26 protein-coding genes are annotated in these 24,628 nt (G+C 67.8%); 10 read left to right on the top strand and 16 right to left on the bottom strand.

Annotation, left to right across the window (positions count from 1 at the left end):
• The first annotated feature begins 24 nt into the window (after positions 1-24).
• From fhcD to AC1DQR_RS06690, 4 genes are read left to right on the top strand one after another with little or no spacing between them, the layout of a single operon-like run.
• Positions 25-939 (top strand): formylmethanofuran--tetrahydromethanopterin N-formyltransferase, encoded by a 915-nt coding sequence (fhcD, locus tag AC1DQR_RS06705; RefSeq protein ID WP_477132757.1) that lies wholly within the window; start codon positions 25-27, stop codon positions 937-939.
• Positions 936-1,754 carry a formylmethanofuran dehydrogenase subunit C gene (locus AC1DQR_RS06700; protein WP_477132756.1) on the top strand — a complete coding sequence of 273 codons (819 nt, stop codon included), beginning with the start codon at positions 936-938 and terminating at the stop codon, positions 1,752-1,754. Before fhcD ends, AC1DQR_RS06700 begins: the two co-directional genes overlap by 4 nt.
• A gap of 14 nt (positions 1,755-1,768) precedes the next feature.
• Positions 1,769-3,073: an aminodeoxychorismate synthase component I gene (gene pabB, locus AC1DQR_RS06695; RefSeq protein ID WP_416048548.1), complete on the top strand. Its 1,305-nt coding sequence runs from the start codon at positions 1,769-1,771 to the stop codon at positions 3,071-3,073.
• The gene (locus tag AC1DQR_RS06690; protein ID WP_477132755.1) at positions 3,054-3,743 is read left to right on the top strand and encodes an HAD family hydrolase; all 690 of its coding nucleotides are present in this window, start codon (positions 3,054-3,056) and stop codon (positions 3,741-3,743) included. The genes pabB and AC1DQR_RS06690 overlap by 20 nt, the downstream gene beginning before the upstream one ends.
• A gap of 45 nt (positions 3,744-3,788) precedes the next feature.
• On the opposite strand, the gene AC1DQR_RS06685 is transcribed toward AC1DQR_RS06690, so the two are convergent.
• The 8 genes from AC1DQR_RS06685 to AC1DQR_RS06650 form a co-directional block, all read right to left on the bottom strand.
• Positions 3,789-4,742: a VWA domain-containing protein gene (locus AC1DQR_RS06685; RefSeq protein WP_416048546.1), complete on the bottom strand. Its 954-nt coding sequence runs from the start codon at positions 4,740-4,742 to the stop codon at positions 3,789-3,791.
• Entirely contained in the window at positions 4,739-5,284 is a 546-nt protein-coding gene (locus AC1DQR_RS06680) for an MxaK protein (protein WP_477132754.1), read from the bottom strand. The genes AC1DQR_RS06685 and AC1DQR_RS06680 overlap by 4 nt, the downstream gene beginning before the upstream one ends.
• Positions 5,281-6,273: a vWA domain-containing protein gene (locus AC1DQR_RS06675; protein ID WP_477132753.1), complete on the bottom strand. Its 993-nt coding sequence runs from the start codon at positions 6,271-6,273 to the stop codon at positions 5,281-5,283. Before AC1DQR_RS06675 ends, AC1DQR_RS06680 begins: the two co-directional genes overlap by 4 nt.
• The gene (locus tag AC1DQR_RS06670; protein WP_477132752.1) at positions 6,270-7,169 is read right to left on the bottom strand and encodes a calcium incorporation protein MxaA; all 900 of its coding nucleotides are present in this window, start codon (positions 7,167-7,169) and stop codon (positions 6,270-6,272) included. Before AC1DQR_RS06670 ends, AC1DQR_RS06675 begins: the two co-directional genes overlap by 4 nt.
• Positions 7,166-8,035, bottom strand: a complete 870-nt coding sequence (locus AC1DQR_RS06665) for a DUF58 domain-containing protein (protein ID WP_416048542.1) — start codon at positions 8,033-8,035, stop codon at positions 7,166-7,168. Before AC1DQR_RS06665 ends, AC1DQR_RS06670 begins: the two co-directional genes overlap by 4 nt.
• A gap of 22 nt (positions 8,036-8,057) precedes the next feature.
• Positions 8,058-9,077, bottom strand: a complete 1,020-nt coding sequence (locus AC1DQR_RS06660) for an AAA family ATPase (protein WP_477132751.1) — start codon at positions 9,075-9,077, stop codon at positions 8,058-8,060.
• A 327-nt stretch (positions 9,078-9,404) separates the two neighbouring features.
• Positions 9,405-10,043 (bottom strand): response regulator, encoded by a 639-nt coding sequence (locus tag AC1DQR_RS06655; protein ID WP_477132750.1) that lies wholly within the window; start codon positions 10,041-10,043, stop codon positions 9,405-9,407.
• Between the two features lie 12 nt (positions 10,044-10,055).
• On the bottom strand, positions 10,056-11,477 hold the full coding sequence (locus AC1DQR_RS06650) for a sensor histidine kinase (RefSeq protein WP_416048539.1): 1,422 nt from the start codon (positions 11,475-11,477) through the stop codon (positions 10,056-10,058).
• Positions 11,478-11,622: 145 nt separating this feature from the next.
• Here AC1DQR_RS06650 and AC1DQR_RS06645 point away from each other — a divergent pair, with 145 nt between their 5' ends.
• The 6 genes from AC1DQR_RS06645 to pqqE all read left to right on the top strand — a co-directional run bounded on the left by AC1DQR_RS06645 (position 11,623) and on the right by pqqE (position 17,706).
• A complete protein-coding gene (locus AC1DQR_RS06645) occupies positions 11,623-14,178 on the top strand; it encodes a TonB-dependent receptor (RefSeq protein WP_416048538.1) in 2,556 nt (851 codons plus the stop codon).
• A gap of 305 nt (positions 14,179-14,483) precedes the next feature.
• Entirely contained in the window at positions 14,484-14,558 is a 75-nt protein-coding gene (gene pqqA, locus AC1DQR_RS06640) for a pyrroloquinoline quinone precursor peptide PqqA (protein ID WP_081862393.1), read from the top strand.
• A gap of 80 nt (positions 14,559-14,638) precedes the next feature.
• Complete coding sequence (gene pqqB / locus AC1DQR_RS06635) at positions 14,639-15,553, top strand: pyrroloquinoline quinone biosynthesis protein PqqB (RefSeq protein WP_416048537.1); 915 nt, start codon at positions 14,639-14,641, stop codon at positions 15,551-15,553.
• Positions 15,554-15,576: 23 nt separating this feature from the next.
• On the top strand, positions 15,577-16,275 hold the full coding sequence (gene pqqC / locus AC1DQR_RS06630; protein WP_416050483.1) for a pyrroloquinoline-quinone synthase PqqC: 699 nt from the start codon (positions 15,577-15,579) through the stop codon (positions 16,273-16,275).
• On the top strand, positions 16,272-16,553 hold the full coding sequence (gene pqqD, locus AC1DQR_RS06625) for a pyrroloquinoline quinone biosynthesis peptide chaperone PqqD (protein ID WP_253932673.1): 282 nt from the start codon (positions 16,272-16,274) through the stop codon (positions 16,551-16,553). Before pqqC ends, pqqD begins: the two co-directional genes overlap by 4 nt.
• Positions 16,525-17,706 (top strand): pyrroloquinoline quinone biosynthesis protein PqqE, encoded by a 1,182-nt coding sequence (gene pqqE / locus AC1DQR_RS06620; protein ID WP_416050482.1) that lies wholly within the window; start codon positions 16,525-16,527, stop codon positions 17,704-17,706. The genes pqqD and pqqE overlap by 29 nt, the downstream gene beginning before the upstream one ends.
• Here the strand turns inward: pqqE and AC1DQR_RS06615 are convergent.
• The 8 genes from AC1DQR_RS06615 to AC1DQR_RS06580 all read right to left on the bottom strand — a co-directional run bounded on the left by AC1DQR_RS06615 (position 17,687) and on the right by AC1DQR_RS06580 (position 24,550).
• On the bottom strand, positions 17,687-18,511 hold the full coding sequence (locus tag AC1DQR_RS06615) for an ABC transporter permease (protein ID WP_416048536.1): 825 nt from the start codon (positions 18,509-18,511) through the stop codon (positions 17,687-17,689). The two genes, pqqE and AC1DQR_RS06615, sit on opposite strands and share 20 nt — an antisense overlap.
• Before the next feature lie 19 nt (positions 18,512-18,530).
• Entirely contained in the window at positions 18,531-19,724 is a 1,194-nt protein-coding gene (locus AC1DQR_RS06610) for an ABC transporter substrate-binding protein (RefSeq protein WP_416048535.1), read from the bottom strand.
• 14 nt (positions 19,725-19,738) lie between these two features.
• Positions 19,739-20,695 (bottom strand): PQQ-dependent catabolism-associated beta-propeller protein, encoded by a 957-nt coding sequence (locus tag AC1DQR_RS06605; RefSeq protein ID WP_416050481.1) that lies wholly within the window; start codon positions 20,693-20,695, stop codon positions 19,739-19,741.
• Positions 20,696-20,730: 35 nt separating this feature from the next.
• Positions 20,731-21,504 carry an ABC transporter ATP-binding protein gene (locus tag AC1DQR_RS06600; protein WP_416048534.1) on the bottom strand — a complete coding sequence of 258 codons (774 nt, stop codon included), beginning with the start codon at positions 21,502-21,504 and terminating at the stop codon, positions 20,731-20,733.
• Positions 21,501-22,448 (bottom strand): tripartite tricarboxylate transporter substrate binding protein, encoded by a 948-nt coding sequence (locus AC1DQR_RS06595; RefSeq protein WP_416050480.1) that lies wholly within the window; start codon positions 22,446-22,448, stop codon positions 21,501-21,503. Before AC1DQR_RS06595 ends, AC1DQR_RS06600 begins: the two co-directional genes overlap by 4 nt.
• Before the next feature lie 98 nt (positions 22,449-22,546).
• Positions 22,547-23,188, bottom strand: a complete 642-nt coding sequence (locus AC1DQR_RS06590) for a hypothetical protein (RefSeq protein ID WP_416048533.1) — start codon at positions 23,186-23,188, stop codon at positions 22,547-22,549.
• A 43-nt stretch (positions 23,189-23,231) separates the two neighbouring features.
• On the bottom strand, positions 23,232-24,113 hold the full coding sequence (locus tag AC1DQR_RS06585; RefSeq protein ID WP_416048532.1) for a quinoprotein dehydrogenase-associated putative ABC transporter substrate-binding protein: 882 nt from the start codon (positions 24,111-24,113) through the stop codon (positions 23,232-23,234).
• 29 nt (positions 24,114-24,142) lie between these two features.
• Entirely contained in the window at positions 24,143-24,550 is a 408-nt protein-coding gene (locus tag AC1DQR_RS06580; RefSeq protein WP_416048531.1) for a c-type cytochrome, read from the bottom strand.
• Between the last annotated feature and the right edge of the window lie 78 nt (positions 24,551-24,628).

Below are 24,628 nucleotides of genomic sequence, written 5' to 3'. Positions count from 1 at the left end.
GCCGCGCGCCTTGGGACATCTCGCATGCTGATCAACGGAATCGCCATCGACGACACCTTCGCGGAAGCCTTCCCGATGAAGGCGACCCGCCTGCTGGTCACGGCGCATAACCTGACCTGGGCCCGGCATGCCGCGGCCGCGCTCACGGGCTTCGCGACTTCGGTGATCGCCTGCGGCTGCGAAGCCGGCATCGAGCGCGAGATCCAGCCAGCCGACTCCCCCGACGGGCGACCCGGCGTGGCCGTGCTGCTGTTCTCGATGTCGGGCAAGGAGCTGGCCAAGCAGGTCGAGCGCCGCGTCGGCCAGTGCGTGCTGACCTGTCCCACCACGGCGGTGTACGCGGGGCTGGCCGAGGGCGAGGCCATCCCGCTGGGCAAGAACCTGCGCTTTTTCGGCGACGGCTGGCAGATCGCCAAGATGATCGACGGCGTGCGCTACTGGCGCGTGCCGGTGATGGACGGCGAGTTCGTCTGCCAGGAAACCACCGCGGTGGTCAAGGCGGTGGGCGGCGGCAACCTGCTAATGCTGGCCCGCGACACGGATAGCGCGCTTGCCGCGGCCGAGGCCGCGGTGGCGGCGATGCGCCAGGTGCCCAATATCATCATGCCGTTTCCCGGCGGCGTGGTCCGTTCCGGCTCGAAGGTCGGCTCCAGGTACGCCGGCATGCATGCCTCCACCAATGACGCCTTCTGCCCCAGCCTGGCCGGCCTGGTGGCCGGCAGCCAGCTTGGACCCTCCGTGCGCTGCGTGCTGGAGATCGTGATCGACGGGCTGACGGAAGCCGACGTGGCCGCCGCCATGCGGGCCGGGATCGCGGCGCTCGCCGGGCGCGGCGCCGCTGCCGGGCTGGTGCGCATATCCGCCGGCAACTATGGCGGCAAGCTCGGACCCTTCCACTTCCACCTGCACCGGCTCGCCAGCCCGGGAGAACGCGCATGAGCGGCCTGACCCTGCGCCTCGCCAACGCCCCCGCGCTGCGGGTCGACCTACGCCAGTTGACGCCCACCGCCCTGGCTGGCGTGGCGCCGGACGCGGTAGCGCGCCTGCCCTTGTGGCATGGCAATGAGCGCATCGCCCTCGGCGAACTGTTCACCGTGCAGGCTCACGCCGCCGATGGCGAACCCAGTCTCACCTTTGAAGGCGACCTGGGGCGCTTCGACCGGATCGGCTGGCAAATGTCCGGCGGTACGTTGCGGGTCAACGGCAACGCCGGCGACTATCTCGGCTGCGGCATGCGGGGCGGCACGCTGCGCGTGAGCGGCAGCGCGGGCGACTTCACGGCAGCGGCAATGGCCGGCGGCCACATCACGGTCGGCTGCAATACCGGGGACTTCGCCGCCGCAGCGCTGCCTGGCGATATGGACGGCATGCACGGCGGGACTCTCGCCGTCGGCGGCAACGCCGGCGACCGCCTCGGCGACCGCATGCGGCGCGGCACCGTGCTGGTGGCAGGCAGTGCCGGGGACTTCACGGGCTCGCGCATGGTCGCCGGCACCATCGCGATTGCGGGCGCCACCGGTGCCCACCTGGCTTACGGCATGCGCCGCGGCACCATCGTACTGCTCAGCACCAGGCCACAGGCTCGCGCCACCTTCGTGCGCACCAACGGCAATTTCGACGTGTTCTGGACGCTGCTGGCACGCAGCCTGGCCCGCGCCGGCGGCCCGTTCACGGCTTTGCCTGCGCTGCGGCCGCGCCGCCTGGTGGGCGACCTTGCGGTGGACGGTAAGGGCGAGTTGCTGACGTTTGACTAGTCAAGGAGCGAGCAATGGGCGATCAAAGCTACGCGCTGCTCGACGACGCGAACGCCACGCCGGGCCAGCCCACCAGCCGCCTGTACACCGGCTTGCTGCGCGAGATCCGCTGCACGGATCCGGCGGGGCTCGGGCAGGCCTGGCAGCAAGCCGATGCAGCCATGCGCGGCGGAGCCCACGCGGTGTTGTTGGGGGACTACGAGTGGGGCATGGCGCTCCAGGGACTGGGCCACCTAGCAGCGGTGGAACCCCGTGAGCCCGCCCTGCGCATTCTCCTTTTCCGCGAACTGGCGCGCCTCTCGCGCGAGCAGGTCGATGCTTGGCTCGCCAGGATGGACGGCGCGACGCCCTCGCCTGCGGGTGCCGGCGCATTCCGGCCGAGCGTGGACCGTCCAACCTTCCACGCCGCGATCGCCCGTATCCATGAAGCGCTGCGTGCCGGTGAGACCTATCAGGTCAATTACACCTACCGGATCGATTTTGAAGCCTCGGGCTCCCCGCTTGGCCTGTACCGCCGCTTGCGCGCGCGCCAGCCGGTGCCATACGGGGCGCTGATCGCCCTGCCACACGACGCGCAGCAGCCTTTCATCCTGTCCTGCTCTCCCGAGCTGTTCCTGCGCCATGAAGACGGCAAGCTCACCGCGCGCCCGATGAAAGGCACCGCCCGGCGCGGCACGAACCCGGCCGAAGACCGCGCGATTGCCCGCGCGCTGGCGGCCGACGAGAAGAATCGCGCCGAGAACCTGATGATCGTCGACCTGCTGCGCAACGACCTGGGTCGCGTGGCGCAAATCGGCTCGGTCAAGGTGCCGGCGCTGTTCTCGATCGAGCCCTACGCCAGCGTGTTCCAGATGACCTCCACTGTCGAGGCGACACTGCCCGAAGCCGTATCGATGCCGGCCCTGCTGCGCGCCCTCTTTCCCTGCGGCTCCATCACCGGCGCGCCCAGGCATCACACCATGGAGCTGATCGCCGCGCTGGAAACCAGTCCCCGAGGCCTGTACACCGGCGCCATAGGCTGGATCGACGCCCCCGCCCCCGGCTCCGCGCGCGCCTGCGGCAGCTTCTGCCTGTCGGTGGCCATCCGCACGCTGGCGCTCGGGCCCGCCCGTGGCGGCGTGCGGGCCGGCCGCATGGGTGTCGGTGCGGGCATCGTGCTCGATAGCGAGGCCGCATCGGAGTTCGAGGAATGCGCGCTGAAGGCCGCCTTCCTGACCGGGCTTGTGCCCGACCCCGGGCCAACGCCTTATCATGTGCGGGATCTGTCCATTCCCGACCTCGTCGTTACCCGTGCCGCCCATGCAACTCGTACTGTTTGACCTCGACCACACTCTGGTGCCCTTCGACAGCGGCTCCACCTGGCTGCGCTACCTGATGCAGCTCGGGGTGCTTGACGAGGCCGAATTCGCCCCGCAGAACCTGCGCTTCGCCCAGGACTATATCGACGGCAAGCTGGATATCCATGCCTTCCAGCGCTTCTGCATGTCCTTCCTGGCTCGCTACGACCGCCGCGATCTCGACACCTGGCGCAGCGCCTTCATCGCCAGCATCGCCGACCGGATCCCGGCACCATCACGCGAGCTGGTGAATCAGCACCGCGCCGCCGGCGACCTGTGCTGCATCGTGACCGCCACCAACGACTTCGTCGCCCGCGGCTTTGCCGACAGCTTCGGCGTGGGGCACCTCGTTGCCTCCCAAGCCGCAACCGTCGGCGCCGGCCCGCTGGCCCCCTTCAGCGGCGAGATGGTCGGCGTGCCGAGCTTCGGCGCGGGCAAGGTCGAGCGGGTAGCGCAATGGCTGGCCGCAATCGGGCGGCGCTGGGAAGAATTCGAGCGTTCGCTGTTCTATTCCGATTCGGCCAACGACCTGCCGCTGCTGGAGCACGTCAGCCATCCGATCGTGGTGGCGCCGGATCCGCGCCTGCGCGCCATCGCGCTGGACCGGGGCTGGCCGGTTATCGAGCAGGCGGGGCCGCTTGTCGTTGCCTAGGTGTGATATGGGCTAAACGCCGCTCCACCAGTTCGGAGGAGGATATCAGGGCGAAGACTCCGGCTTGCCTTGCCCGAAGAAGCGGCGCAGAGGCAGGCGCCCGAGCGCTGGCAGAAAATGCCAGGTCAGCAACAACAGGGCGAGCACGGCCGGCAGCCAGCGCAGATCGGTCCTGACCGGCTGCCGATGCGCCAGGCGCCCGTCAAGCAGCGCGCTGGTCAAGGCTCCGGGCACGGCGACGCGGCGGTAGCCAAGACCCGTCTGCCTGGCCAGCGCTTCCAGATGCGCTTCATGCAAGGCCGAAAGATGTTCCTGGCTTTGCGCCGGCGCCACGCCACCGGATACTGCGCCGAGCTGCACGACCTCGTCGGCGCGCCAGTAGCCGATGCGGTTGCCATCCGGGTCGGACTTGGGAATGGGTATCGGCGTGTCGCCCCCTACCCCGAACAGCCAGCCGCTGGTCTCGCCTGGCGTGACATTCAGCATGGAGTGCTCCGACGGCCGGAGCGGCGGCGACTCATGGCCATCGGTGATAAAGACGACGCGGGTGCCATCACCCATGCTCTTGCCCATGCGCAGCGTCCAGTAAAGGCCCTTCGTGATGCTGCTCGCATTGACCCAGGCCATGCGGCTGTCGATGCGATCCAGCGACGACAGCAAGGCATCGTAATTGGCGCAGACCTCAAGCGGCGTCAGCAGGGGGAGCGCGCGATAGTCGGCAAACACGGCCCAGCCCACTTCAGAGCCGCAGGGCAAGTGCTTCAGCGCCTCGCGCATGGCGCCGCGCGCGTACGCCAGGCGGCTCACGGGCGCGGCCGGGCTTCCCATGTCCTCGACATTCATGCTTTGCGTTACGTCGAAGGTGACCATATAGCGGAAGGTGCCGCGCGGCAGGGTCAGCGGCGGCATCCAGACCGCGGCCACCAGCAGCAGCAACGTCACCGCCAGCGGCCCGCTTCCCCGCGCGAAGAACCGGCCAGCCAGCGTGCGCAGCGTCAAGGCAGGTCTCCCGGGGGCAGGCCCGGCACCTTGATGCGCAGCAGCTCCTTGGGCATGTCGTCGGTCTCGGCGCCGAACACATCCTGCGCCTCGGGGGCGAGCCAGAGCGCGCGCTCCAGGTTGTAGCGGGCATCCCAGTCGCCGGGATCGGCGCGCAGCAGCTCGCGGTAGCGCTCTTTGGCAAGTTCCACCAGCAACTGCGCCTGGAAGGCATCGTTCGCGGCAGTCTCGCGCGCATTGCGCAGGAACATATTGCCCAGGTTGAACAGCGCCGCCTGCCCGAGCGCATCGGTGCGGCCGCGCTGGATCAGGCTGTTGTAGACCGCCAGGGCCGCGTCATGCTGGCCGGCCTCGGCCAGCGCGCTGGCCTGCGCCAGCCTGGCCTCGGGCACGTCGGCGGCGGCGCTGGCGTTCGCCTTTGCCGATGCCACGGCCTGGTTGATCCGGGCCGCCTTGCGCAGTTGCACGACCTGGGCGGCCGCGAGCGCGCCGAAGCCAACCGCCGCCACGGCAAACGCCAGATGAATGGTGCGCCGCCTCATGTCCAGCTCCGCAATTGAAGGCATCGGTATCCAAGCAGCAGCGCGCAGCAAACCAGCGCCGCGCCAAAGACGTAGGCGCTGCCATCCTTGCGCGGCACGCGCTCCGTGAACGACAGCGGCAGGTTCTGCTGGCGGCCGACTTCAGCGATGGCGGCAGCCATGGCACTGGCGTCCTCGGCCTCGTACGCGCGATATGGCGTGGTCAGGCTCTGGAAGAAACGGTGCAGAGCGATCTCCTGTGCCGGGCTGTCGTCCGGGACATCGGCGTGCAGGCTTGGACTGATGCCGGTGCGCAGGTAGATCCAGTACAACGCAATGCGGTTGCGGGCCAGGCCGGCCTCGATACGCTTGCGCGTGCCGGCATCGAGCTGCGCGCCGCCGTCCGACACCATCAGGATGATGCGGCTGCCGGAGTAAGGGCGCGCGTCGAACTCGGCGATCGCTGCCAGCACCGCCCTGCCGATATCGGTGTTCATCAGCCCCCGGCCGATGCGGGTGGCCGCGATGCCAGCCTGGATCGCCTGCTTGTGCTCGGTAAACGGCAGCACGCGCAAGGGGCTGGTGCTGAACATCATGAAGGCATAGCGGTCATCGGGCCGCTGCGCGACGAAGCGCGTGAGCAGCTCGCGCGCGACATCGCCCTTGGTGTCTCCCTGCGTGCGCAGCGCGGCCTGCTCGCCCTTGGCCACGATGACGGAATTCATGCTGCCGCTGCGGTCCAGCAGGATCAGGATCTCCGCGCCGTGCCCGGTCCGCGCCACCTGCGTTTCCGAGCGGCCCGGGCTGGCCAGGCCGACGATGATGCCCGCCATGGCGATCACGCCAAGGCCCCGTTCCAGCACGCCGGCGACGCGGCCGATGCGATCCGGTGGCAGCCACGCCACGCTGGGAAAAGACAGCGTGTCGCCGCGCCGGCGCAGCAGCGGCAACAGGGCCAGCGGCAGCAGCGCCAATACCCACGGATGGACGAAGTCAAAGGGAATCGTCATGGCCGGGCACGCTTCTCGGCAAGATAGAGGTCGCGGCAGAGCGCGCGCAACGGAAATGGCTCGCCATTGGGCTCGCCCGAGAAGAACCGCTGATCCGAGCGGGCATAGAAATGCTGAAGCCGCGCGCGCAGGGGTTCCAGATGCGGTGCCCGCGCCAGCAGCCCGGGGAGCGCTGCCGCGCGCAGGACCGTTCCGGCGGTCTCGTTCAGGGCCTGGTGCAGGCATAGCCAGGCCTCGGCCTGGCTGGGGTCGAGACTGCGCATCCTGCGCCATGCCCGCGCCAAAGGCAGTTGCCTGGATTCGCGCCGGTTGCGCCAGGCCCACCCGCCCAGCCAGGCGGCCAAGGTGGCCACCAGCGCGGCGAGCCACAGCCGCATCCGCCGCGCAATCGGCTCGGTTGGCAACGCAGGCACGGCCCGGTCGGGACGCATTTCGAGCAAGCCGCCTTTGCCGAGCACGGCCTGCGGCGTCAGCGGGCCGACGCTGATCAGGTGTGCGCCGGTCTTCAGCGCCGGACCCGTGCTCATGGGCAGCGACAAGGCAGGCAGCGCGATCGCGGTCAGCGTCTGCGGCGCATTGACGATCTGGTAGCTCACGCGCAGCCAGCGGCGGCCGTCGGGATCGGTCTCCCACTGGACCGGACGCCGTTCCAGCCATCCGCTGATGCGCTCCGCGCGTGGCAGCGCGGCTGGTTCGATGGTGCGGCCATCGGCGGGCAGCAGGATGCGCTGCGTGACCACGTCGCCAAGCACGTAGCCAAAGGCGCGGGGTTGCTGCACGACCACGGTGGCCGCTTTTCCCTGCGCCCGGGCGGCGGGAAGGACCAGCACGGCGGCAATCGTTGCCGCACAAGCCGCGCCGGCAAGCCTGGGAAGGAGGTGCCGGCGATGCGTCATGCCACGGCCTCGAGAAAATAGCGGGACACGGCCTCGGCCTCGAATGCCCCGTGCAGATGGATGGGCCGCAGCCCTCGCGCGAGGAACAGGGCATCAAGCCGGGCGCGCCGCGACGCCACCGCATCGCGCCACTGGTCGCGCAGCCTCTTGCGCACCCAAAGCGTGCGCTGGCGGCCGGTTTCCGCATCGCGCACGGCCAGCAGCGCATTGCCTGGCGGTGGCTCGGTTTCAGCAGGGTCCCAGGTAATCATTGGCACCACGTACGCCTGCGCCAGCATGTCGAGAATGCCGTCCAGTGCTTCAAGCGCCCAATGAAAGTCTGAGACCAGGAAAATCAGTCCCTGCCGATCCGCTAACCGCTGCGCCGCTTGCGAGAGCCCTTCGGCACCACCCGCGCAGGCCGAAGCGCCTGCGCTCGCGAACTCCCGCAGCATTGCCGACATGGCATAGCCGGCGCCACGGCTGTGCCGCGCCGGCACGAACAGGTCGGTGCGCTCCACCGCATCGAAAGCCAGCATGCCCACAGGGTCGCCGGCGCGGAAGGCGCTATGCCCCAGCCCTTCGAGGAAATCCGCCGCAACGTGCAGCTTGCTTGCCCGCGCCCCGAATCGCATGGAGGCCGACACATCGACCACGGCGTGCACCGGCACGCTGACGCGCTGGCGGTACACGCGCACCAGCCATTCCCGCCGCAGGTTGCGCAGGCTGGCGCGCAGGTCGAGCCGCCGCGGGTCCGGATTGTCGAGCAGGCGCATGTGCGCGGCAAATTCCTGCCCATGGCCGAGGCTGGTGCCCAGGTGGGCCCCCGGCCGCAAGCCGCCCGCGCGGGCGGGCAGCCGATAGTAGAATTCGTGCAGGCTGGTCATGGCCACGTTCGCGTCGTTCGCATCATGGCGCGGCAATGGTGCCCATGATCTGCCGCACCAGCGCGTCGGACAGTTCCGCGCGGCGCAGTTCATACACCGGCGTGAAGAACACGCGATGGCCGAGCGCCGACGGCAACACGGCATGGATGTCTTCCGGCACGAGATGCGTGCGCCCCGCCATCCATGCCACCACGCGCGCTGCCCGCATCAGAGCGCTCATGCCGCGTGGGCTTGCGCCCGCAAGAACGAAACGCTCCATGTCGACGCCGTCCAGGCGAATGCCGAAACGCTGCGGCGTCTCGGTCGCCTCCCACAGTTTCAGCACATAGCGCTCGATGGTCTCGCTGGCTTGTATCCCGCGCTGGATGATCGCGGCGATCTCGTTGAGTTGCGCCCAAGGCAGTACATCCGGCGCGACCTGCTCCAGCAAGGACTCGGTATCGTGGTAGGCCGCTTCGAAGACCAGCGCGCGGCGCACGGGGGGATCGGCGGGCGTGGCAATGTTCAGCTCGAACATGAAGCGGTCGCGGGCGGCGGAGGCCAGCTCGAAGGTCTCCTCCTTCTCGACCTTGTTGCGGTCGGCGAACACCGTCATATGCGGGAAGCGGTACTCGCGGTTGAAGGCCGACACCGAGCGCTCTGCCATGGCCCGCAGCAGCAGCGACTGGACCTGCGGGCGGGCCCGGTTGATCTCGTTGAAGAAGAAGGTGGTCAGCCGTTCGCCGTGGCGCAACAGCGGGCCGGGGTCGATGCGCGGTCTGCTCTGCTCGTCCACATAGCTGTGATAGACCAGATCGCCCGGCATCAGGTCGATGGTCCCTTCCACGCGCTCGAAATCGCCGCCGATGGCGCGGGCAAAGGCGCGTAGCACGGTGGTCTTGCCCACGCCGACGTCGCCTTCAAGCAGCACGTGACCACGCGCGAACAGCGCAACGTTGATCAGGCGGATGATCTGCGGCTGGCCGATCACCGCCTTGGCCACCTCGCGCTCCACACGCCGGGCACTGTCGCGCCAGTCCTGGAGTTTCTCGTCTGCTGTCATCGGATTCTCTTGATCCATTGCGGCCGGGAACGGCGCCGGCTGATCAGGGATCCTTTGCACAAGGCATGCCAGGCGTGTGGCGGAACATGGGTGTCAGTTGACGGGACGCGATCTGATGGAGGAAATGCGGAATCCAGGAGCCGGGACGGCTCGGGACAGAATGGCGCACATTGTTGCAGCGCGCAGCAATGTGTGGCGGGAGCGGGTTGTCGGACTCGCGGGCGGCAATCGGCACTTGTATCGACGAAGTCAACCGCCTTGTATATACGGTCAGCGATGAGCGCCTGGATATCGTTGCGTGCCGCTTCCACGACTGAACGCAGAACGCTAAAGCAAGCCATGCTGCCGCGCATAGCGATGCATCTCCAGCGCATTGCCAAGCCCCATCTTCTTCCGAAGAATGGTCTGGTAATTGGCCACGGTCTTGATGCTCAGGAATAGCCGGCCGGCAATCTCCTCCACCTGCTGCCCCTGCGCCAGGAGACGGAATACATCGAACTCCCGCGACGACAAGCCGAGGTGCGGGACCTCATCCCGTTGCCCGCCGATGTGCGCCAGGGCCTCCCTGACATCGTCCGACAGGGGCCGCTCCCCGCGCATGACCAGCTGCACGGCATCGACCAGGGCCTCGGGCGGACTGCTCTTGGTCAGGTAGCCGCGCGCGCCGGCCTTCAGTGCCTGCGCCACCAGCGCGGGGCTGTCGTGCATGCTGAACACCAGCACGCGCAATCCGGGCAGGCGGCTGCCCAGCCTTTGCAGGGTTTCCAGCCCGCCACGGCCCGGCATCGACAGGTCTAGGATCAGCACCTCGGCTTCGTGCTGCGTCAGCCAGCCGTAGGCGACGTCGGTGTCGCCGAACTCTGCCACGACTTCAATGCCCGTTTCCAGTTCCAGCAAACGCCGGTAGCCGGTGCGCACCACGGCGTGGTCGTCCGCGAGCGCCACCCGGATGGGTTCCGTCACCATATCGCCATGCCTTCAGGCCTCCTGCGCCCAGTCGTCATGATTCGCCAGTTCCGCCGGCCTGCCTGCGCCAGCCAGGCAGAAGCGCGCCGCAAGCCGCAGGCCAGGCCGATCTGCGCCGGGTGCCGACTCGCTGATCTCGATCTCCGCGCCATGCGCCCATACTCGCTCGCGCAGGCCGTCAAGCCCGTGGCCCTGGCGCGCCGATTGCGAGGCGGCAGCCATGCCGACGCCGTCGTCTTCCACCGACCAATCCACCGTGCCCGCGCCGTCGGCCCGCAGCGACACCGTTGCCTGGCTCGCCCGCGCGTGGCGCACGACGTTGGTCAGCGCCTCCTGGGTCATCCGATAGAGCGACAGGGCCAGTTCGTCCGGCAAGTCGGCGCCATCCAGGTCTAGCCGCAACACAAAGGCGGTGTGCCCGCCCGCCTGCCCGCGCCAGCCCTCCACCAGCTCGCCCAGCATGCGCGCCAGCGGCACCGGTCCGCTGCCCGGGAGCAAGCCGTGCGGGCGCAGCCCGTGCAGCAGGTCGCGCACGTCCAGGTGGATGCGCTCGCAGTGGTTGGCCAGATCCTGCGCCACGGCGTTCAAGGCCGGGTCGGTGCGCGTCTTGCGTGCCATGTAGGCCGTGTCGGCGCGCATCGCGGTCAGCACCTGCCCGAATTCGTCGTGCAATTCCCGGGCCAGCCGCGCGCGTTCCTGCTCCTGCAGGGTCAACACGCGCAGGCTGAGCGCACGGCGTGTCGCCTGGGTGTGCGCGAGCGCGTCGGCCAGGTGGTTCAGCGCCCGTGCTATCGCATCCAGCTCGCGCGTCGGCATGGCGGGCAGGCGGTGCGCGTAGTCGCTGCGCTCATAACGCGAGATTGCATGGAGGATGTCGCGCAGGGGCGCCAGCGCGCGCCGCACCACCCAGCAGATGCCGCCCAGCATCGTGGCGCTGAACAGGCCCAGCAGCGCCAGCACGCCGACGATGTCACCGAAGGCTTCGCGCTGCTCGCTGAGCGGATTCCATACCAGGCTGGCCTGCCAGCCGCTGCCATCGCCGCGCGCGATGCGCCAGGTCTGGGCCGGGGCGGCGGCAGGGCCTTGCCATTGGGCCTGGACCCAGCGCCAGGCCTGCAACAGCCCCGGCACGGCCTCCTGCTGCGCCGGGCCCACCAGCACACGGCCTTCGCCATCCTTTAGCAGCAGTTGCAGGTGGCGCAGCTCCCCCGAAGCATTGATGCGCCGCAAGGCGCCCAGGCTTGCCCCAGCGCCGGCCTGCCCGCCCCCCTGCAGCGCCGTCAGGTGCGCCACCAGTTCGGCAGTGCGCAGCGCGCCGATGCCCTCGTGCCGCACATTGACCTGCGCCTGCCACAGTGCCGCCAGCAAGGCACAACACAAGCCGAGCAGGGTCACCCACGCGGCGCGGCGCATCAGCAGGCTTGACATCTCCATGGCTCTCGCCTCCTCGCGTTTCGTCTCTTTCCTATGCATGGCGCGCCCTGCGGCAAATCAAGTCGGGATTTTTTCCCGGCCGCAGCGGTATGGGACCTGCTTAAGCAGGAACGGATGCCCAGATAACAAGATGAGGAGACCCGCCATGACCGTTGCCCCGAGACCACCACGCCGCCCGCCCCCGCAAAAGAACCCGGGCTTGCGCCGCACCACGCTGGCACGCGCGGTCGTCCGGCTATGCCTCCCGCTCGCGGCAGGCGCGGCATCGGCCCAGCCGGACCACACCCTCTCAGCGAGTTTCGTGCCTGCAGCGCCGGCGGTGGTGGCGGCGAGCACCGCACCACTGCCCGGCCTGGCCGCGCCGCGAGATACATTGCCGATTCCGGTACAGACTGTCACGCCGGGGCACACCGGCAATACCGCGGATGGTGCCATGCTGCCGGAAGTCCAGATCGTGGCAACCGCTCCGCTGCCCGGCATCGGCGTGGACCGCGATCTGGTGCCGTACACGGTGCAGGCGGTCAGCGGCGACGACCTGAACGGCAAGCGCGCCGGCACGCTCGCCGAATACCTGGCGCGCTACTTCACCGGTGTCAACGTCAACGACATCCAGGGCAGCCCCTTCCAGTCCGACCTCACCTACCGCGGCTTTCGCGCCTCACCGATCCCGGGCGCGTCGCAAGGCTTGTCGATCTACCTGGACGGCATCCGCGTCAACGAACCCTTCGGCGACGTGGTGAGCTGGGACATGATTCCCGAGGCCGCGCTGGAGAGCGTCTTGCTGGTCTCCAGCGCCAACCCTGCCTACGGCCTCAACACGCTTGGCGGCGCGCTGGCCATGACCACCCGCTCCGGCCTGAGTTCGCCCGGCTTCACGGCCGACCTGTCCTACGGCAGCGGCAACCGCAAGCGCGCCGACCTGTCGGGTGGCATCCGCAGCGACAGTGGCTGGCACGCCTTCGCCGCCGGCACCCTGTTCCAGGAACAGGGCTGGCGCGATCATTCCGAGGGCCGGCTCGGCAACCTGTTCCTCAAGGCCGGGCATGCCAGCGACACCACCAGCTGGGACGTGTCCCTGCTGCACGGGCGCAGCACCCTGATCGGCAACGGCCTGGTGCCGAGCTACCGCGCGAGCGGCAATGCCCTGCTGCCCGGCCTGTATGAAAGCAACCGCGCCGCGGCGTACACCTACCCGGACAAGACCCGCAACCAGGTTACCCAGGTCGCCCTCAACGGCCGCCACTGGTTCGACGACAAGACCAGCGCCGCGATGCTCGCCTACGTTCGCACCAGCCGTCGCGACACCACCAACGGCGACATCAACCCGGACTACGACGCTTACACGGAAGACTGCGAAGACGGCTTCAACGCCGACGGCAGCCCGCGCAAGTCCCGCTGCGGCTTCACCCGGGCCGAAGGCGCGGCGCTGGACCCGGCCGTGCTCAACACCACGCATATGTGGCAGCAATCCATCGGCGTGGCGCTCAGCGCCGCCAAGGAAACCGAGCACCACCTGCTCAACGCCGGGCTGACCTTCGACCGTAGCCGCCTGACCTATTCGCAGTACGAACAGCTCGCCACCTTCACCGACGATCGCGGCGTGGTCGCCGACCCGAATGCACCGAACGAGCTGTTCTCCGGCGTCAGCGGTACCTCGCGCGCGGTCGGCCTGTACCTGTCCGATACCTGGTCCTTGACGGCCAGCACCTTCCTCACCGCCTCGGCCAGGTGGAACCACGTCACCGTGAGCAATACGCTGCGCAACAGCGACGGCACCGAACAGCCGCAGGAGAGCTTCACCTACCGTCGGCTCAATCCCGCGCTGGGCCTGACCCAGAAGCTGGGCGGCGGCGTCTCGGTGTTCGGCGGCTACGCCCAAAACAACCGGGTGCCGACGGTGCTGGAACTGGGTTGCGCCGATCCGGCCCAGCCCTGCCGCCTGCCCGCTGGCCTGCAGGCCGACCCCTACCTCAAGCAGGTCGTGTCGCACTCCTACGAGGCGGGCGCGCGCTGGCGTCCCTCCAAGGACACCGAGGTGTCCGGCTCGTTCTACCGCATTGATAACCACGACGACATCCTGTTCCTGCGCGCGCCCAACACCCAGCAGGGCTACTTCGCCAACTTCGACCGTACCCGCAACCAGGGCTTCGACCTCTCCGCGCGGCAGCGCCTGGGCGACTTCACTCTGCGCCTCGGCTACAGCTATCTGGAGGCCACCTACCAGGCCAACGGGCAGCTCGCGGTGGGAGAGCGCACCATCGACGTCAAGCCGGGCATGCGCAGGGCCGGCCTGCCGCGGCACACCATCAAGCTGGGCGTGGACTGGCAGGCGCTGGCCGGCCTGACCCTGGGCGCCGACCTGGTTGGCGTGTCCAGCAGCGTGACCAACGGCAATGAAGACGGCCTGCGCGCCGACCCGCAGCCCGGCAAGGCGCCAAAGTACGCGGACTGGAGCACGCCCGGGTACGCCACGGTGAACCTGCGGGCGTCCTACCGCGTGAACAAGCACTTCGAGGTCTACGCGCGCGTGGCCAACCTGTTCGACCGCCGCTACGAGACCTATGGCCAGATCTCCAACGACCTGTTCCCCAACGGCAACCTGCTGCGCCCGCACGTAACGCCGGAGGACAATGCCAGCGCGCGGTTCGTCGCGCCGGGCGCACCGCGCAGCGCCTGGGTCGGGGTTGTGTACCGGATGTAGGCAGGCAGCCTGTTGCACATCTGGCCCGCGCTGTGGCAATGGCGTGACACTTTGTCCACGCCCGCGAGCACTTACCGAGAGCCTCAGGCGGGGCGTCATGCAATGCTGCGAAGCAGCATGATGCCCGCCTGGCGTGCTAGACGGAACCAGGCAAGAGGCTGCACGGCAATTGGCTTCGCCCAACGGTCGACGGCGGCGGCCGGGCATGCTTGTTGCGACACCGATGCCGACGGCAAGCAAGCTTCGCCGTTAGCTTCGCATGGACTATGCTGTACTTGCCTACCCCATCCTGAAAGGAGCCGCCAATGACCTGGACCACTCCCGCATACATCGATATGCGGTACGGATTCGAGATCACCATGTACATTGCCAACCGCTGATCCGGCGGACGGCTGGAATCCGGGAAAGCCCGCCGGCCGGCGGGCTTTTTCCTTGGCCCTGACTGGACAAACACCAGGCCATGACGACACTTCGGGTACTGGGATCGGCTGCCGGCGGCGGCTTTCCCCAATGGAACTGCAACTGCTTCAACTGCGACGGGCTGCGTCGCGGCACCATTGCCGCCACCGCACGTACGCAATCCTCGATCGCGCTATCCGAGGACGGCGTGCAATGGTTGCTGGTCAACGCCTCGCCCGACATCCTTGCGCAGATCCGCGCCACCCCGGCGCTGCAGCCGGCCCGCGCGGCGCGCGACACCGGAATCGCCGCCGTCTTGCTGATGGACGCGCAGATCGACCATGTCACCGGCCTGCTGATGCTGCGCGAGCACCGCAGCGCGCTGCCGGTCTATGCCACGGCCCCGGTGCTGCAGGACCTGAGCGAAGGTTTTCCGCTGTCCCGCATCCTGTCCCACTACTGCACCCTGGAAACCCATCCGCTGCCCCTGGACGCAAGCCCCTTCACCGTGCCGCCGCTCGCGGGGCTCACCTTGCATGCGATCGCCCTGGACAGCAAACCGCCGCCCTACTCCCCCAACCGCGCTGCGCCGCAGCGTGGCGACAATATCGGCCTGCGCATCGTCAGCGCCGGCGGCAAGCGCGTGTTCTACGCGCCCGGGCTGGGCAGCATCGAGCCGCACGTGCGCGCGGAACTCGCCCAGGCCGATGTGATCCTGGTCGACGGCACTTTCTGGACCGACGATGAAATGCGGCGGCTCGGCCTGTCGTCCAAGCTGGCCCGCGATATGGGCCACCTGGCGCAGTCCGGCCCGCTCGGCATGATTGCCGCGCTGGACGAAGCGCCGGCGGCACGCAAGATCCTGATTCATATCAACAATACCAACCCGATCCTGGTAGAGGACTCGCCGGCGCGCCGCGAACTGGCCGCGCACGGGATCGAGGTGGCCTATGACGGCATGGAGATCGCCCTGTGACGCCCGCACCACACCCCCAACCCATCCCGCAAGCGATCCCCGACGCCGAGCGCACGGCCTTCGAAGCGCGGTTGCGCGCGCTGGAATCGCGCTACCACATCCATCACCCCTTCAACCGGCGCATGGCGAGCGGCCAATGCTCACGCGAACAGATCCAGGGCTGGGTAGCCAACCGCTTCTACTACCAGATCAATATCCCGCTCAAGGATGCCGCCATCCTCTCGAATTGCCCCGAGCGCGAAACGCGGCGCGAGTGGGTGATACGCATCCTCGACCACGATGGCACCGCCACCGAGCCCGGCGGCATCGAAGCCTGGAGCCGCCTCGGCGAAGCCGTGGGGCTGACGCGCGAGGCGCTGTGGTCCCAACAGCTGGTGCTGCCCGGGGTGCGCTTCGCGGTGGACGCCTACGTCAATTTCGCGCGGCGCGCGCCGTGGCAGGAAGCGGTGTGCTCATCGCTCACCGAGATGTTCGCGCCCGCCATCCACAAGGAACGGCTGGCCGGCTGGCCGCAGCATTACCCGTGGATCGAAGCCGAGGGACTCAGCTATTTCCGTTCGCGCATCCCGCTGGCGCAGCGCGATGTCGACCATGGCCTGCGCGTCACGCTGGACTATTTCCGCACGCCGGCCGAACAGCAGCGCGCCACGGAAATCCTGCAGTTCAAGCTCGACATCCTGTGGTCGATGCTGGACGCCATCGAAAAGGCGTATCCCATATGAACTCCCCCGCCAAGCCGGACACCGTTGCCGCCACCCCGCGGCTGGACCCGCTCTACCGCCTGCAGTGGGAAGAGGCCCAGAAAGCCTGGGTGCTGCTCTATCCTGAAGGCATGGTCAAGCTGAACGACAGCGCGGCCGCCATCCTGCAGCGCTGTGACGGCGCCCATACGCTCGACATGCTGATCGACGAACTCCAGACGTCCTTCGGCGTGCAGGGCATTGCCACCGAGGTACACACCTTTGTCAAACATGCCTGCGAACGCGGCTGGCTCGTCTGAGCCGGGCGGACCCGCCACCACGGTGGGTCCGCCTCTGTGGCTGTTGGCGGAGCTGACCTATCGCTGCCCGCTGCACTGCGCCTTTTGCTACAACCCGGTCGACTACGTGCGCCATGGGCAGGAACTGGACACGGCGAAGTGGCGCCGGGTGCTGGAGGAAGCGCGCGCGCTCGGCGCCGCCCAGCTTGGTTTTTCCGGAGGCGAGCCGCTGCTGCGCGACGACCTCGAAGACCTGGTGGGCCATGCCCGGCAACTGGGCTTCTACACCAACCTGATCACCTCCGGCGTGGGCCTGACCGACGCGCGCCTGGGCGCGCTGCGCGTGGCGGGGCTTGACCATGTCCAGCTCTCGTTCCAAGACTCCACGCGGGAGATGAACGACTTCCTGTCGAGCACCCGCACCTTCGACCTGAAGCAACGGGTGGCGAAGCTGATCAAGGCGCACGGCTACCCGATGGTGCTCAACTGCGTGCTGCACCGGCACAACCTGGCCCATGTCGGCACCATCATCGAGATGGCGCTGGAGATGGGCGCCGAATACCTGGAGCTGGCCAATACGCAGTACTACGGCTGGGCATGGGAGAACCGGCTGGCCCTGATGCCGACCGAGGAGCAGTTGCGCGAGGCCGAGTCGGTGGTGGAGTCCTACCGCGCCAGGATCGGCAAGCGCTGCCGCATCCTGTTCGTGGTGCCGGACTATTTCGAGAAGCGGCCCAAGAAATGCATGAATGGCTGGGGCTCGGTGTTTCTCGGAATTGCGCCCGACGGCGCCGCCCTGCCCTGCCACGCCGCGCGCATGCTGCCCGGCCTCGTCCTGCCCAACGTGCGCACGCAATCGCTGCGCGATATCTGGTACCACAGCGATGCCTTCCAGCGCTTTCGCGGCACGGCATGGATGCCCGAGCCGTGCCGCTCATGCGACGAAAAGGAAATCGATCTCGGCGGCTGCCGCTGCCAAGCCTGGCTGCTGACCGGCGATGCCAGCCGAACAGATCCTGTTTGCGACAAGTCGCCGGATCATGCCACCGTGCGCAACGTAGTCATGCATGGACGCCTTGCCGCCCATGCCGGGCCGCCAGCGACGCCGCACGAGGTGCCGCTGGTGTTTCGCGCCGACGCGGCATCGCGCCGCTTCAGCGGGCCGGACCGCTAGCTCGCGCGGCCCGCGCTACGCCGCGCTGCGGATCGTAGCCCAGCAGCGCGAGCGTGAAGAATGCCACCGCGCAGCCCGCCACCACCGCCAGGCTGGTCCACTGCGCCTGACCGTACAGCGCGAAGCGGATGGACTCGACCGCGTGCGTGAACGGATTGAAGCGCGCCAGCTGGTACACGATGGTGGCGCCGGATTCCTCCAGCTTCCAGAGCGGATATAGCGCCGAGCTGATAAAGAACATCGGGAAGATCACGAAATTCATAGTGCCGGCGAAGTTCTCCAACTGGCGCACATGCACCGACAGCAGCAAGCCGAGCGCGCCCAGCATCAGCGCAGCCAGCGCCATCGCCACGAACGCCCCCGGCAGGTCCTGCCACGCGAACGTCACGCCGAAGCAGATCGCCACCAGCAGGAAAGCCACCATCTGCAGCAAGGACAGCAGCGCGCCGCCCAACAGCTTGCAGGCCAGCAGCCAGCCGCGCGGCAGCGGCGCCGTCAGCAGCAGCCGCATCACGCCCATCTCGCGGTCGTACACCATCGCCAGCGAGGACTGCATGCCGTTGAATAGCGCGATCATGGCGATCAGCCCGGGCGCCATGTAGACCTTGTATTCAATATAGGTCTCGTATGGCGGGATGATGGCCACCCCGAAGACATTCTGGAAGCCGGCGGCAAACACCAGGAACCACAGCAAGGGCCGCACCAGCGACGAGAACAGCCGGCCCGGCTGGTGGAAGAACTTGCGGATCTCCCGGCCGGCCACCGCCCGCAGCGCGCGCATTCCATGCATTACGGGATGCGTCATCGTGTCTCCCAGCGCACGATCAGCGCGTCATGCGGCACGCTGAATCCGGGGCATCCGCGCCGAGCGTGTCGAGATTGTTCTTAGGGTGCAGGAAGCCCTCCACCGGCGCCGTGGCAATCACGCCATCGGGGTGGGACAGAAACAGCGGCTGGCGCAACTGGCCATCCCAGGGGCGGAAGCTCAGGCGTGGCCCCTTGAAGCCGTCGACCACCACCTCGCCTGAGACCAGCGCGTCACGCTGCCTGGCGAAACCGGCTTTCGGCAAGCGCGCCACCGATGCCGCCACTGCCTTCACGGCAGCCCATGCGGCCCAGTCGAAGCTGGTCATGGGCCGGCCGGCTGCCTTGCTGAAGCGCCGGTTGAGCTGCGGCCCGCCGTTGCGCTCCCAGGCCCAGTGCCAGGCTTGTGCGGTCAGGCCATTGGCGCCAGCCACCGGGCGCGGGAGCTGGGTGGCATAAGGCAGCGAGCGGGCAAACTCGCCGTCGCTATCCGCTACCACGACGGCGTCGTAGTCAACCCCGGTGGTCAACAGGTTCACGTTGGACAGATCGCGCTCGCGCGGATCGTTCGACAATTTGAAGGGGCGCTGCGCGGCCCAACCAATCCCGAAGCGTTTGGCCGATTGCAGGAAAGCGGTCTGCTGCTCCCGGTCGGCCGGCAGCGGCCCGTACAGCAGCAGTGCCTTGCGCCATTTGCGCGCGGCCAGGTATTGCATCAGCGCGTCCGTGCGCATGCGCAGGCTTGGCAAGGTATGCAGCAGGTTGGGCGCGCAGCCGGCGCCGCGCAGGCTGTCGTCCGCGGCGGCTATGTTGAACAGCAGCGCGTCCCCCGGTTTGACCGTATTTGCGGCCAGAGCGACGGCAGGCGCCGGCAGGTCCAGCACGACATACTTCACGTTCCTGCGGACCAGCCCGCTCACGGCCGCGGCGACTTCGGCTTCGCCGCGGACTTCAACCGGCTCCAGCACCAGTGTCGCGCCAACCGCATCGAGCGCGAAGCGCGATTCGGCCGCGGCCACCTTCGCGCCCTCCAGCGGACGCCCTTCGGGATGCCCGGGATAGCGCTTCTCCAGTTGCCGGCTGTCGTAGCGCGGATCGTCGGCAAGCGACACCACCGCTATGCGCACTTCCTCCGCGGCGGCGGCCCACGACAACAGCAGGCATGCCAGCGGCAATGCCTGCCGGCGCCAGGATAGGGAAGCGTTTCCCCGCATGATGTCTCCCTCCTTCAATCGTCGATCACCACGGAATGCGGCACCCGCCCGACCCGGATGGTGGTGATCGCCTTGTTGCGTGCCGTGTCGACCACGCTGACATCGTCGGACAAGCCATTGGTGACATAGAGCAGGCTGTTGTCGCGGTTCAGCCCCAGTCCCCAGGCGCGCCTGCCGACCAGGATGTAGTCCGTCACGCGCTTGCCGGCGGCATCCACCACCGCCACGTGGTTGGCGCGGCCAAGCCCCACATAGGCGCGCTTGCCGTCGCTGGACAGGGTCATGCCGACCGGGGTGATGTCGTCGGCGCGCAAACCCTTGGGATCGAACCGGATGGTGTGCGCCACCGTCAGATCGTCGGTGCGGATCACGCTGACGCTGGCGCCGAGTTCATTGCTTACCCACAATTCCTTGCCGTCCGGCGTCAAGATGAAGCGGCGGGGCCGGTTTCCGACCTGGATGTTCTTGACCACCTTGCGCGCCGCGACATCGATGACATGGACCATGTTCGCCACTTCGGAGCAGACATAGACGCGTTTGCCGTCCGCACTGGCCTTGACGCCTTCCGGCTCTTCGCCGACCTTGACCTCGAAGAGCTTCTTGCCGGATGCCACGTCGAAGGCCGACAGCAAGGCGTCTTCCTCGTTCGACACATAAAGGGACTTGCCGTCGGGGCTGAGGTCGAACATTTCCGGATCCTCGCCCACGCGCAGCGCGCCGACCGTCTTGCGGCTGGCCACGTCGATCACGTCGATACGGTGGTCGTCGCTGCAGGCAACGTACAGGCGGGTACGATCCGGCGAGAACTGCAGGTGGCGCGGCCGCTTGCACTGCGCCAGGGTGGCGGTCACCTGGCGCGTGTCCGCCCGGATCACGGTGAGGCTGCCGTCTTTCTCGTTCGAGACGAAGAGCTGGCCGGTGCCCGCGCTCCAGCCCGGCCCCGGTGCCAGGCAAAGCCCGGCCAGCAACATCGCCCGCAAGCGGGCCAGCACCGCATGGCGGTTCGTCATGTCCGCGCCTCCTGTTCAGGTGTCCCGGTCAGGGACAGGAATGCCGCTTCCAGGCTCTCGCCACCTGCCGCGCGCATCAGATCCGCCGGCGGGCCGTCGAAGCGCACCAGGCCACGATGCAGCACCACGACGCGGTCGCTTGCCTCGACTTCCTGCACCAGATGCGTCGCCCATAGCACGCCCACCCGGCTTTGCGTCGCCAGACGCCGCGCCTCGGTGACGATCTGCATGCGCGAGGCCGGGTCGAGGCCCACCGTGGCTTCATCCATCAGTAGCAGGTCGGGCTGGTGGAGCAGCGCGCGCACCAGCTCCACCTTGCGCCGGTTGCCGCCGGACAGCTCACGCACGAGGGTACCGTGCCACTCCGCCAGGCCCAGGTGGTCGAGCAACGGCGCCATCCGGGCCGCCGATTCCCGGCGCGGCAGGCCATGCAGATCAGCATGGAACCGCAGGTTGGCCTCGACCGACAGATCAAGATCGATGGCCGGTTGCTGGAACACGATGCCGATGTGGGCCAGAGCCTGGACCGGCGCCTCACGCATATCGGCGCCCATCACTTCAACCTGGCCCTCGTCCTGGACGAAGAGCCCGGCGAGGATCTGGAACAGCGTGGTCTTGCCCGCGCCGTTGGGGCCCAGCAACGCGACAAACTCGCCGCGCCGCACCCGCAGCGACACGCCATCGAGGGCTGCCCGACCGCCAAACCGCTTGCGCACGCCTTCGCAGGCCAGCGCATCGGCGAATAAAACCGCTTCCGGGGCACGCATCATGACGAGGTCTCCTGCTTGATCCCGAGGCCAAGGCGTTCGGCAAATTCACGCTCCTTGACCCAGGCCCGCTCCAGGTAGGCCTGGTATCGCGCCGTGTTCAGGTAGGTAAGTTCCTGGTCGTACTTGGCAAGCTCGGCGATATGACGAGGCTGGAACATCGCGTGATGAAACGCATCGTGCAGGCGCTTGACGATGCGCGGGTCGGTTCCATGCGGCACGCCGATGCCATACGGCGAGTTATAGACGGCATCCGGATAGCCAAGCTCCTTCACGGTCGGCACCTCGGGCCAGCGCGCCGAACGCTTCTCGCTGAACACCGCCAGCAGGCGCAGCTGCCCGGACGCCACGAACGGCGCGAAGCCGGTGGAATTGGCGCCGGCCATCAGTGAATGATTGGCCACCGCCAGCATCTGGTCGGCAGTGCCGCGATACGGCACATGCACATAGGAGATGCCGTTGCGCGAGAGAACGTCTTCCATGCCGAGATGCGCCGTGGTACCTATCCCCGTGGAACCCACCGTCAGTTCGCCCGGGTGTGCGCGGCCCCAGTCAAGCAGGTCGCCCAGGCTGCGCAGTGGGCTGTCGGCCGGGACCAGGATGCCGAAGGTAACGCCCGAGATCATCAGCACCGGCTGGATATCGCGCAGTGGCTGCCAGTTGGTTTTCTGCTGGTGCGGCAGGCGATAAAGCGTCAACGGCAACTGGCCGATAACGTAGCCGTCCGGCTTTGCCGCAGCCAGCGCGGGGCCCACCAGGGTGCCACCTACGCCGGGCTTGTTCTCGACCACGATCGGCTGGCCAAGCGTCGGGCTGGCCAGTTCGGCGAGGATCCGCATCGTGATGTCGGTCGCGCCGCCTGCCGGCCAGGGAACGATGAGCGTGATCGGCCGCGACGGATACCTGTCGGCCATGCTGCCCGTGCTGGCCGGGACTCGGCCCGTCATGCCGGCAAGCAACGGCGTGGCAAGCGCGCCCAGTCCGGCCCGCAGGAACCTGCGACGCTCGCTTGCGTGCTTCCCATGCATTCGATTCACACGATTCATCATGGTTTGGTGCCGCGAAAGCGCAAAGTCTCGGTTTGCACCGGACGCGCGAAGTCCCGCGCCTGGTCCGGTGTTTCTCCCGACACCTTGCCCGGCACCTCGCTCTTGAGCAGCAGCACCTGGCCGGGCACGCGGTCGGACAGCACGAAGGTGTAGCGCTTGCCGACCAGGTTCTCGAAGCGGACGTGGTTGGGGTCGTCCAGGTAGGGCTGGATCACGATCTGCCGAGCCGGCACCGGCTTGCCATCCAGCTCCGCCGTCACCGGGGTGATGGCCGGGCCCTGCGCCAGCGCGAGCCGGATCCGCTTCTGGAAATAACGCGGCTGGCCGCCGGTCAGCTGGCGCATTTCGGCGATATCCTTCTCCAGGAAATAGAGGATGACCGGATTGCCCCGCAGCGGCGCTTCGACCGCGAATGGCATGGTGCCGGAGGCATCGCTGACGACCGCGCTCACGCCCTTGCCGCCGCGCGACAACCTGACGTGCACCTCATCGCTGCCTGCCGGCACCAGGCTGCCCCCCTTGTCAAAGCGGTAGATGAGATCGGCGGGAACCCGCACCGTCTTCAAGTGGTCGGCCATGAACAGCAACTGCTCGGCCGGCTTGATGGGATCGTCGGCGGCGCCGGCGGGCGCCGCCACGGCACCCGTGATGCCGCACAGCAGCGCAGCAACAACACGCTGCCTAACGCTGGTTGGGGGACGGGCCCGCGACCGGATTGCCTTTGTCGTCCACCAGGGGAATCCGGTAGCTGGCGAGAATCGCATTGATCTTCTCCTGGTTGCCGGCAATCCAGCGATCGACTTCATCTTTCCACGCCTTTTCGCCAAAGCGCACGCCCATGGCGATCTCGTAATCGAACTTGAGTTGCGGGTCGGGCCGGAACGGCACCATCACCCATTCGCCGGCGCCGGCATGCTGGCGGGCCAGGTAGCCGGCAATGGGTCCCCACAGGATGGCGATGTCGATCTTGTCGGCCAGCAGATCGCGCTCGACCACGCCGCCCGGCACTTCGTCGGGATCGCCGCTCTGCTGCTGGTAGACCACCGCCTGCTCGAACAGCTTGTTACGCAGCAGCCAGTCCACCGACGGCGCGCGCGAGAAGATGCCGAAGCGCAGCTTGCCCAGGATTTCGGGCGGCAGCTTCAGCAGGTCCTCCGGCGTGGCCACCCCGCGCAGTGCATCGCGCTGGCGAAACACCAGCGCATAGGTTGAATGCATATACGGCTGGGTGTTCGCCGTCAGCTCGTAGTCCTTGGGCACGCCGACGATCAAATCGCATTTCCAGGCGCCGGTGTCGGGATCCTTGGCACGCAGCGTATTGCGCACGAAGCCCATGCGCTGCGGGAAGAAGGTGTATGCCACCTTCTTGCCCATGTCCTTGGCCATGGCCTGGGCGATCCTATTCTCGTAGCCTTCGCCGCGCTGGTTCGACGACGGCAGGCTGTTCGGGTCGGCGCAGACCCGCAACAACTTGTCCGGTGGCGGCGCCTGCGCCCCGGCGGGCACGGCCGCCAGGGTGCCCGCCAGCATCATTGCCATCAGTGCCAGTCTCGCATCGCGCATCCGTCGACTCCTGTCCGCCGGCCCGGTCATCATTTGTCGGCCGGATAGACATGGCCCGGCTGGATCTTGCCGTCCGAGCGGCCCTTGAGATAGCCATACAGGTTCTGCCAGTTCTTTTGCATCATGTCGGAGCCGCCGAAATTCGGCATGCCTTTGTCGATCCGGCCTTCCATCATGATCTTGTGGAAATCGTTCATCGACAGCTTCTTCAGCGACTCGACCAGCGAGGGACCGACCATGCCCTCCTGCTGCGCGCCGTGGCAGCGCTCGCACGCCATGGCCCGCCAGGTCTTCCAGCCTTGCAGGGTATTGGTGTCCACCTTGTTGCCTTCGCCTACCTTATAGGGCGCCGCGGATTGCGCCGTGTCGCTCTTGCTTTGTGCGTCGCACACGGTGCAGGCCAGCAGGGCAAAAATCACCATTGAGGAACGGAACATCTCTTCACTCCTTGTGGGGGCGCGAGGCAGGCGGCCGCGCCGGGCCGCCCCCTCACTGACTTATTCCAGACTATGTGT

Source organism: Cupriavidus sp. 05L411, from assembly GCF_056398045.1.
The sequence above is the reverse complement of the archived record's forward strand: the minus strand, read 5'-3'. Positions and strand labels throughout refer to the sequence as shown.

Bases quoted from the DNA above. Each gene is read 5' to 3' on its own strand.
- AC1DQR_RS06610 (WP_416048535.1), bottom strand. From the start codon at position 19,724: ATGCGGGGAAACGCTTCCCTATCCTGGCGCCGGCAGGCATTGCCGCTG.
- AC1DQR_RS06655 (WP_477132750.1), bottom strand. From the start codon at position 10,043: ATGGTGACGGAACCCATCCGGGTGGCGCTCGCGGACGACCACGCCGTG.
- AC1DQR_RS06645 (WP_416048538.1), top strand. From the start codon at position 11,623: ATGACCGTTGCCCCGAGACCACCACGCCGCCCGCCCCCGCAAAAGAAC.
- AC1DQR_RS06605 (WP_416050481.1), bottom strand. From the start codon at position 20,695: ATGTTGCTGGCCGGGCTTTGCCTGGCACCGGGGCCGGGCTGGAGCGCG.
- AC1DQR_RS06660 (WP_477132751.1), bottom strand. From the start codon at position 9,077: ATGACAGCAGACGAGAAACTCCAGGACTGGCGCGACAGTGCCCGGCGT.
- AC1DQR_RS06665 (WP_416048542.1), bottom strand. From the start codon at position 8,035: ATGACCAGCCTGCACGAATTCTACTATCGGCTGCCCGCCCGCGCGGGC.
- pqqB (WP_416048537.1), top strand. From the start codon at position 14,639: ATGACGACACTTCGGGTACTGGGATCGGCTGCCGGCGGCGGCTTTCCC.
- AC1DQR_RS06690 (WP_477132755.1), top strand. From the start codon at position 3,054: ATGCAACTCGTACTGTTTGACCTCGACCACACTCTGGTGCCCTTCGAC.
- AC1DQR_RS06680 (WP_477132754.1), bottom strand. From the start codon at position 5,284: ATGAGGCGGCGCACCATTCATCTGGCGTTTGCCGTGGCGGCGGTTGGC.
- AC1DQR_RS06675 (WP_477132753.1), bottom strand. From the start codon at position 6,273: ATGACGATTCCCTTTGACTTCGTCCATCCGTGGGTATTGGCGCTGCTG.
- pqqE (WP_416050482.1), top strand. From the start codon at position 16,525: ATGCCTGCGAACGCGGCTGGCTCGTCTGAGCCGGGCGGACCCGCCACC.
- AC1DQR_RS06670 (WP_477132752.1), bottom strand. From the start codon at position 7,169: ATGACGCATCGCCGGCACCTCCTTCCCAGGCTTGCCGGCGCGGCTTGT.
- AC1DQR_RS06595 (WP_416050480.1), bottom strand. From the start codon at position 22,448: ATGACGGGCCGAGTCCCGGCCAGCACGGGCAGCATGGCCGACAGGTAT.
- pqqD (WP_253932673.1), top strand. From the start codon at position 16,272: ATGAACTCCCCCGCCAAGCCGGACACCGTTGCCGCCACCCCGCGGCTG.
- pabB (WP_416048548.1), top strand. From the start codon at position 1,769: ATGGGCGATCAAAGCTACGCGCTGCTCGACGACGCGAACGCCACGCCG.
- AC1DQR_RS06700 (WP_477132756.1), top strand. From the start codon at position 936: ATGAGCGGCCTGACCCTGCGCCTCGCCAACGCCCCCGCGCTGCGGGTC.
- AC1DQR_RS06600 (WP_416048534.1), bottom strand. From the start codon at position 21,504: ATGATGCGTGCCCCGGAAGCGGTTTTATTCGCCGATGCGCTGGCCTGC.
- AC1DQR_RS06580 (WP_416048531.1), bottom strand. From the start codon at position 24,550: ATGTTCCGTTCCTCAATGGTGATTTTTGCCCTGCTGGCCTGCACCGTG.
- AC1DQR_RS06585 (WP_416048532.1), bottom strand. From the start codon at position 24,113: ATGCGCGATGCGAGACTGGCACTGATGGCAATGATGCTGGCGGGCACC.
- fhcD (WP_477132757.1), top strand. From the start codon at position 25: ATGCTGATCAACGGAATCGCCATCGACGACACCTTCGCGGAAGCCTTC.
- AC1DQR_RS06650 (WP_416048539.1), bottom strand. From the start codon at position 11,477: ATGGAGATGTCAAGCCTGCTGATGCGCCGCGCCGCGTGGGTGACCCTG.
- AC1DQR_RS06615 (WP_416048536.1), bottom strand. From the start codon at position 18,511: ATGACGCATCCCGTAATGCATGGAATGCGCGCGCTGCGGGCGGTGGCC.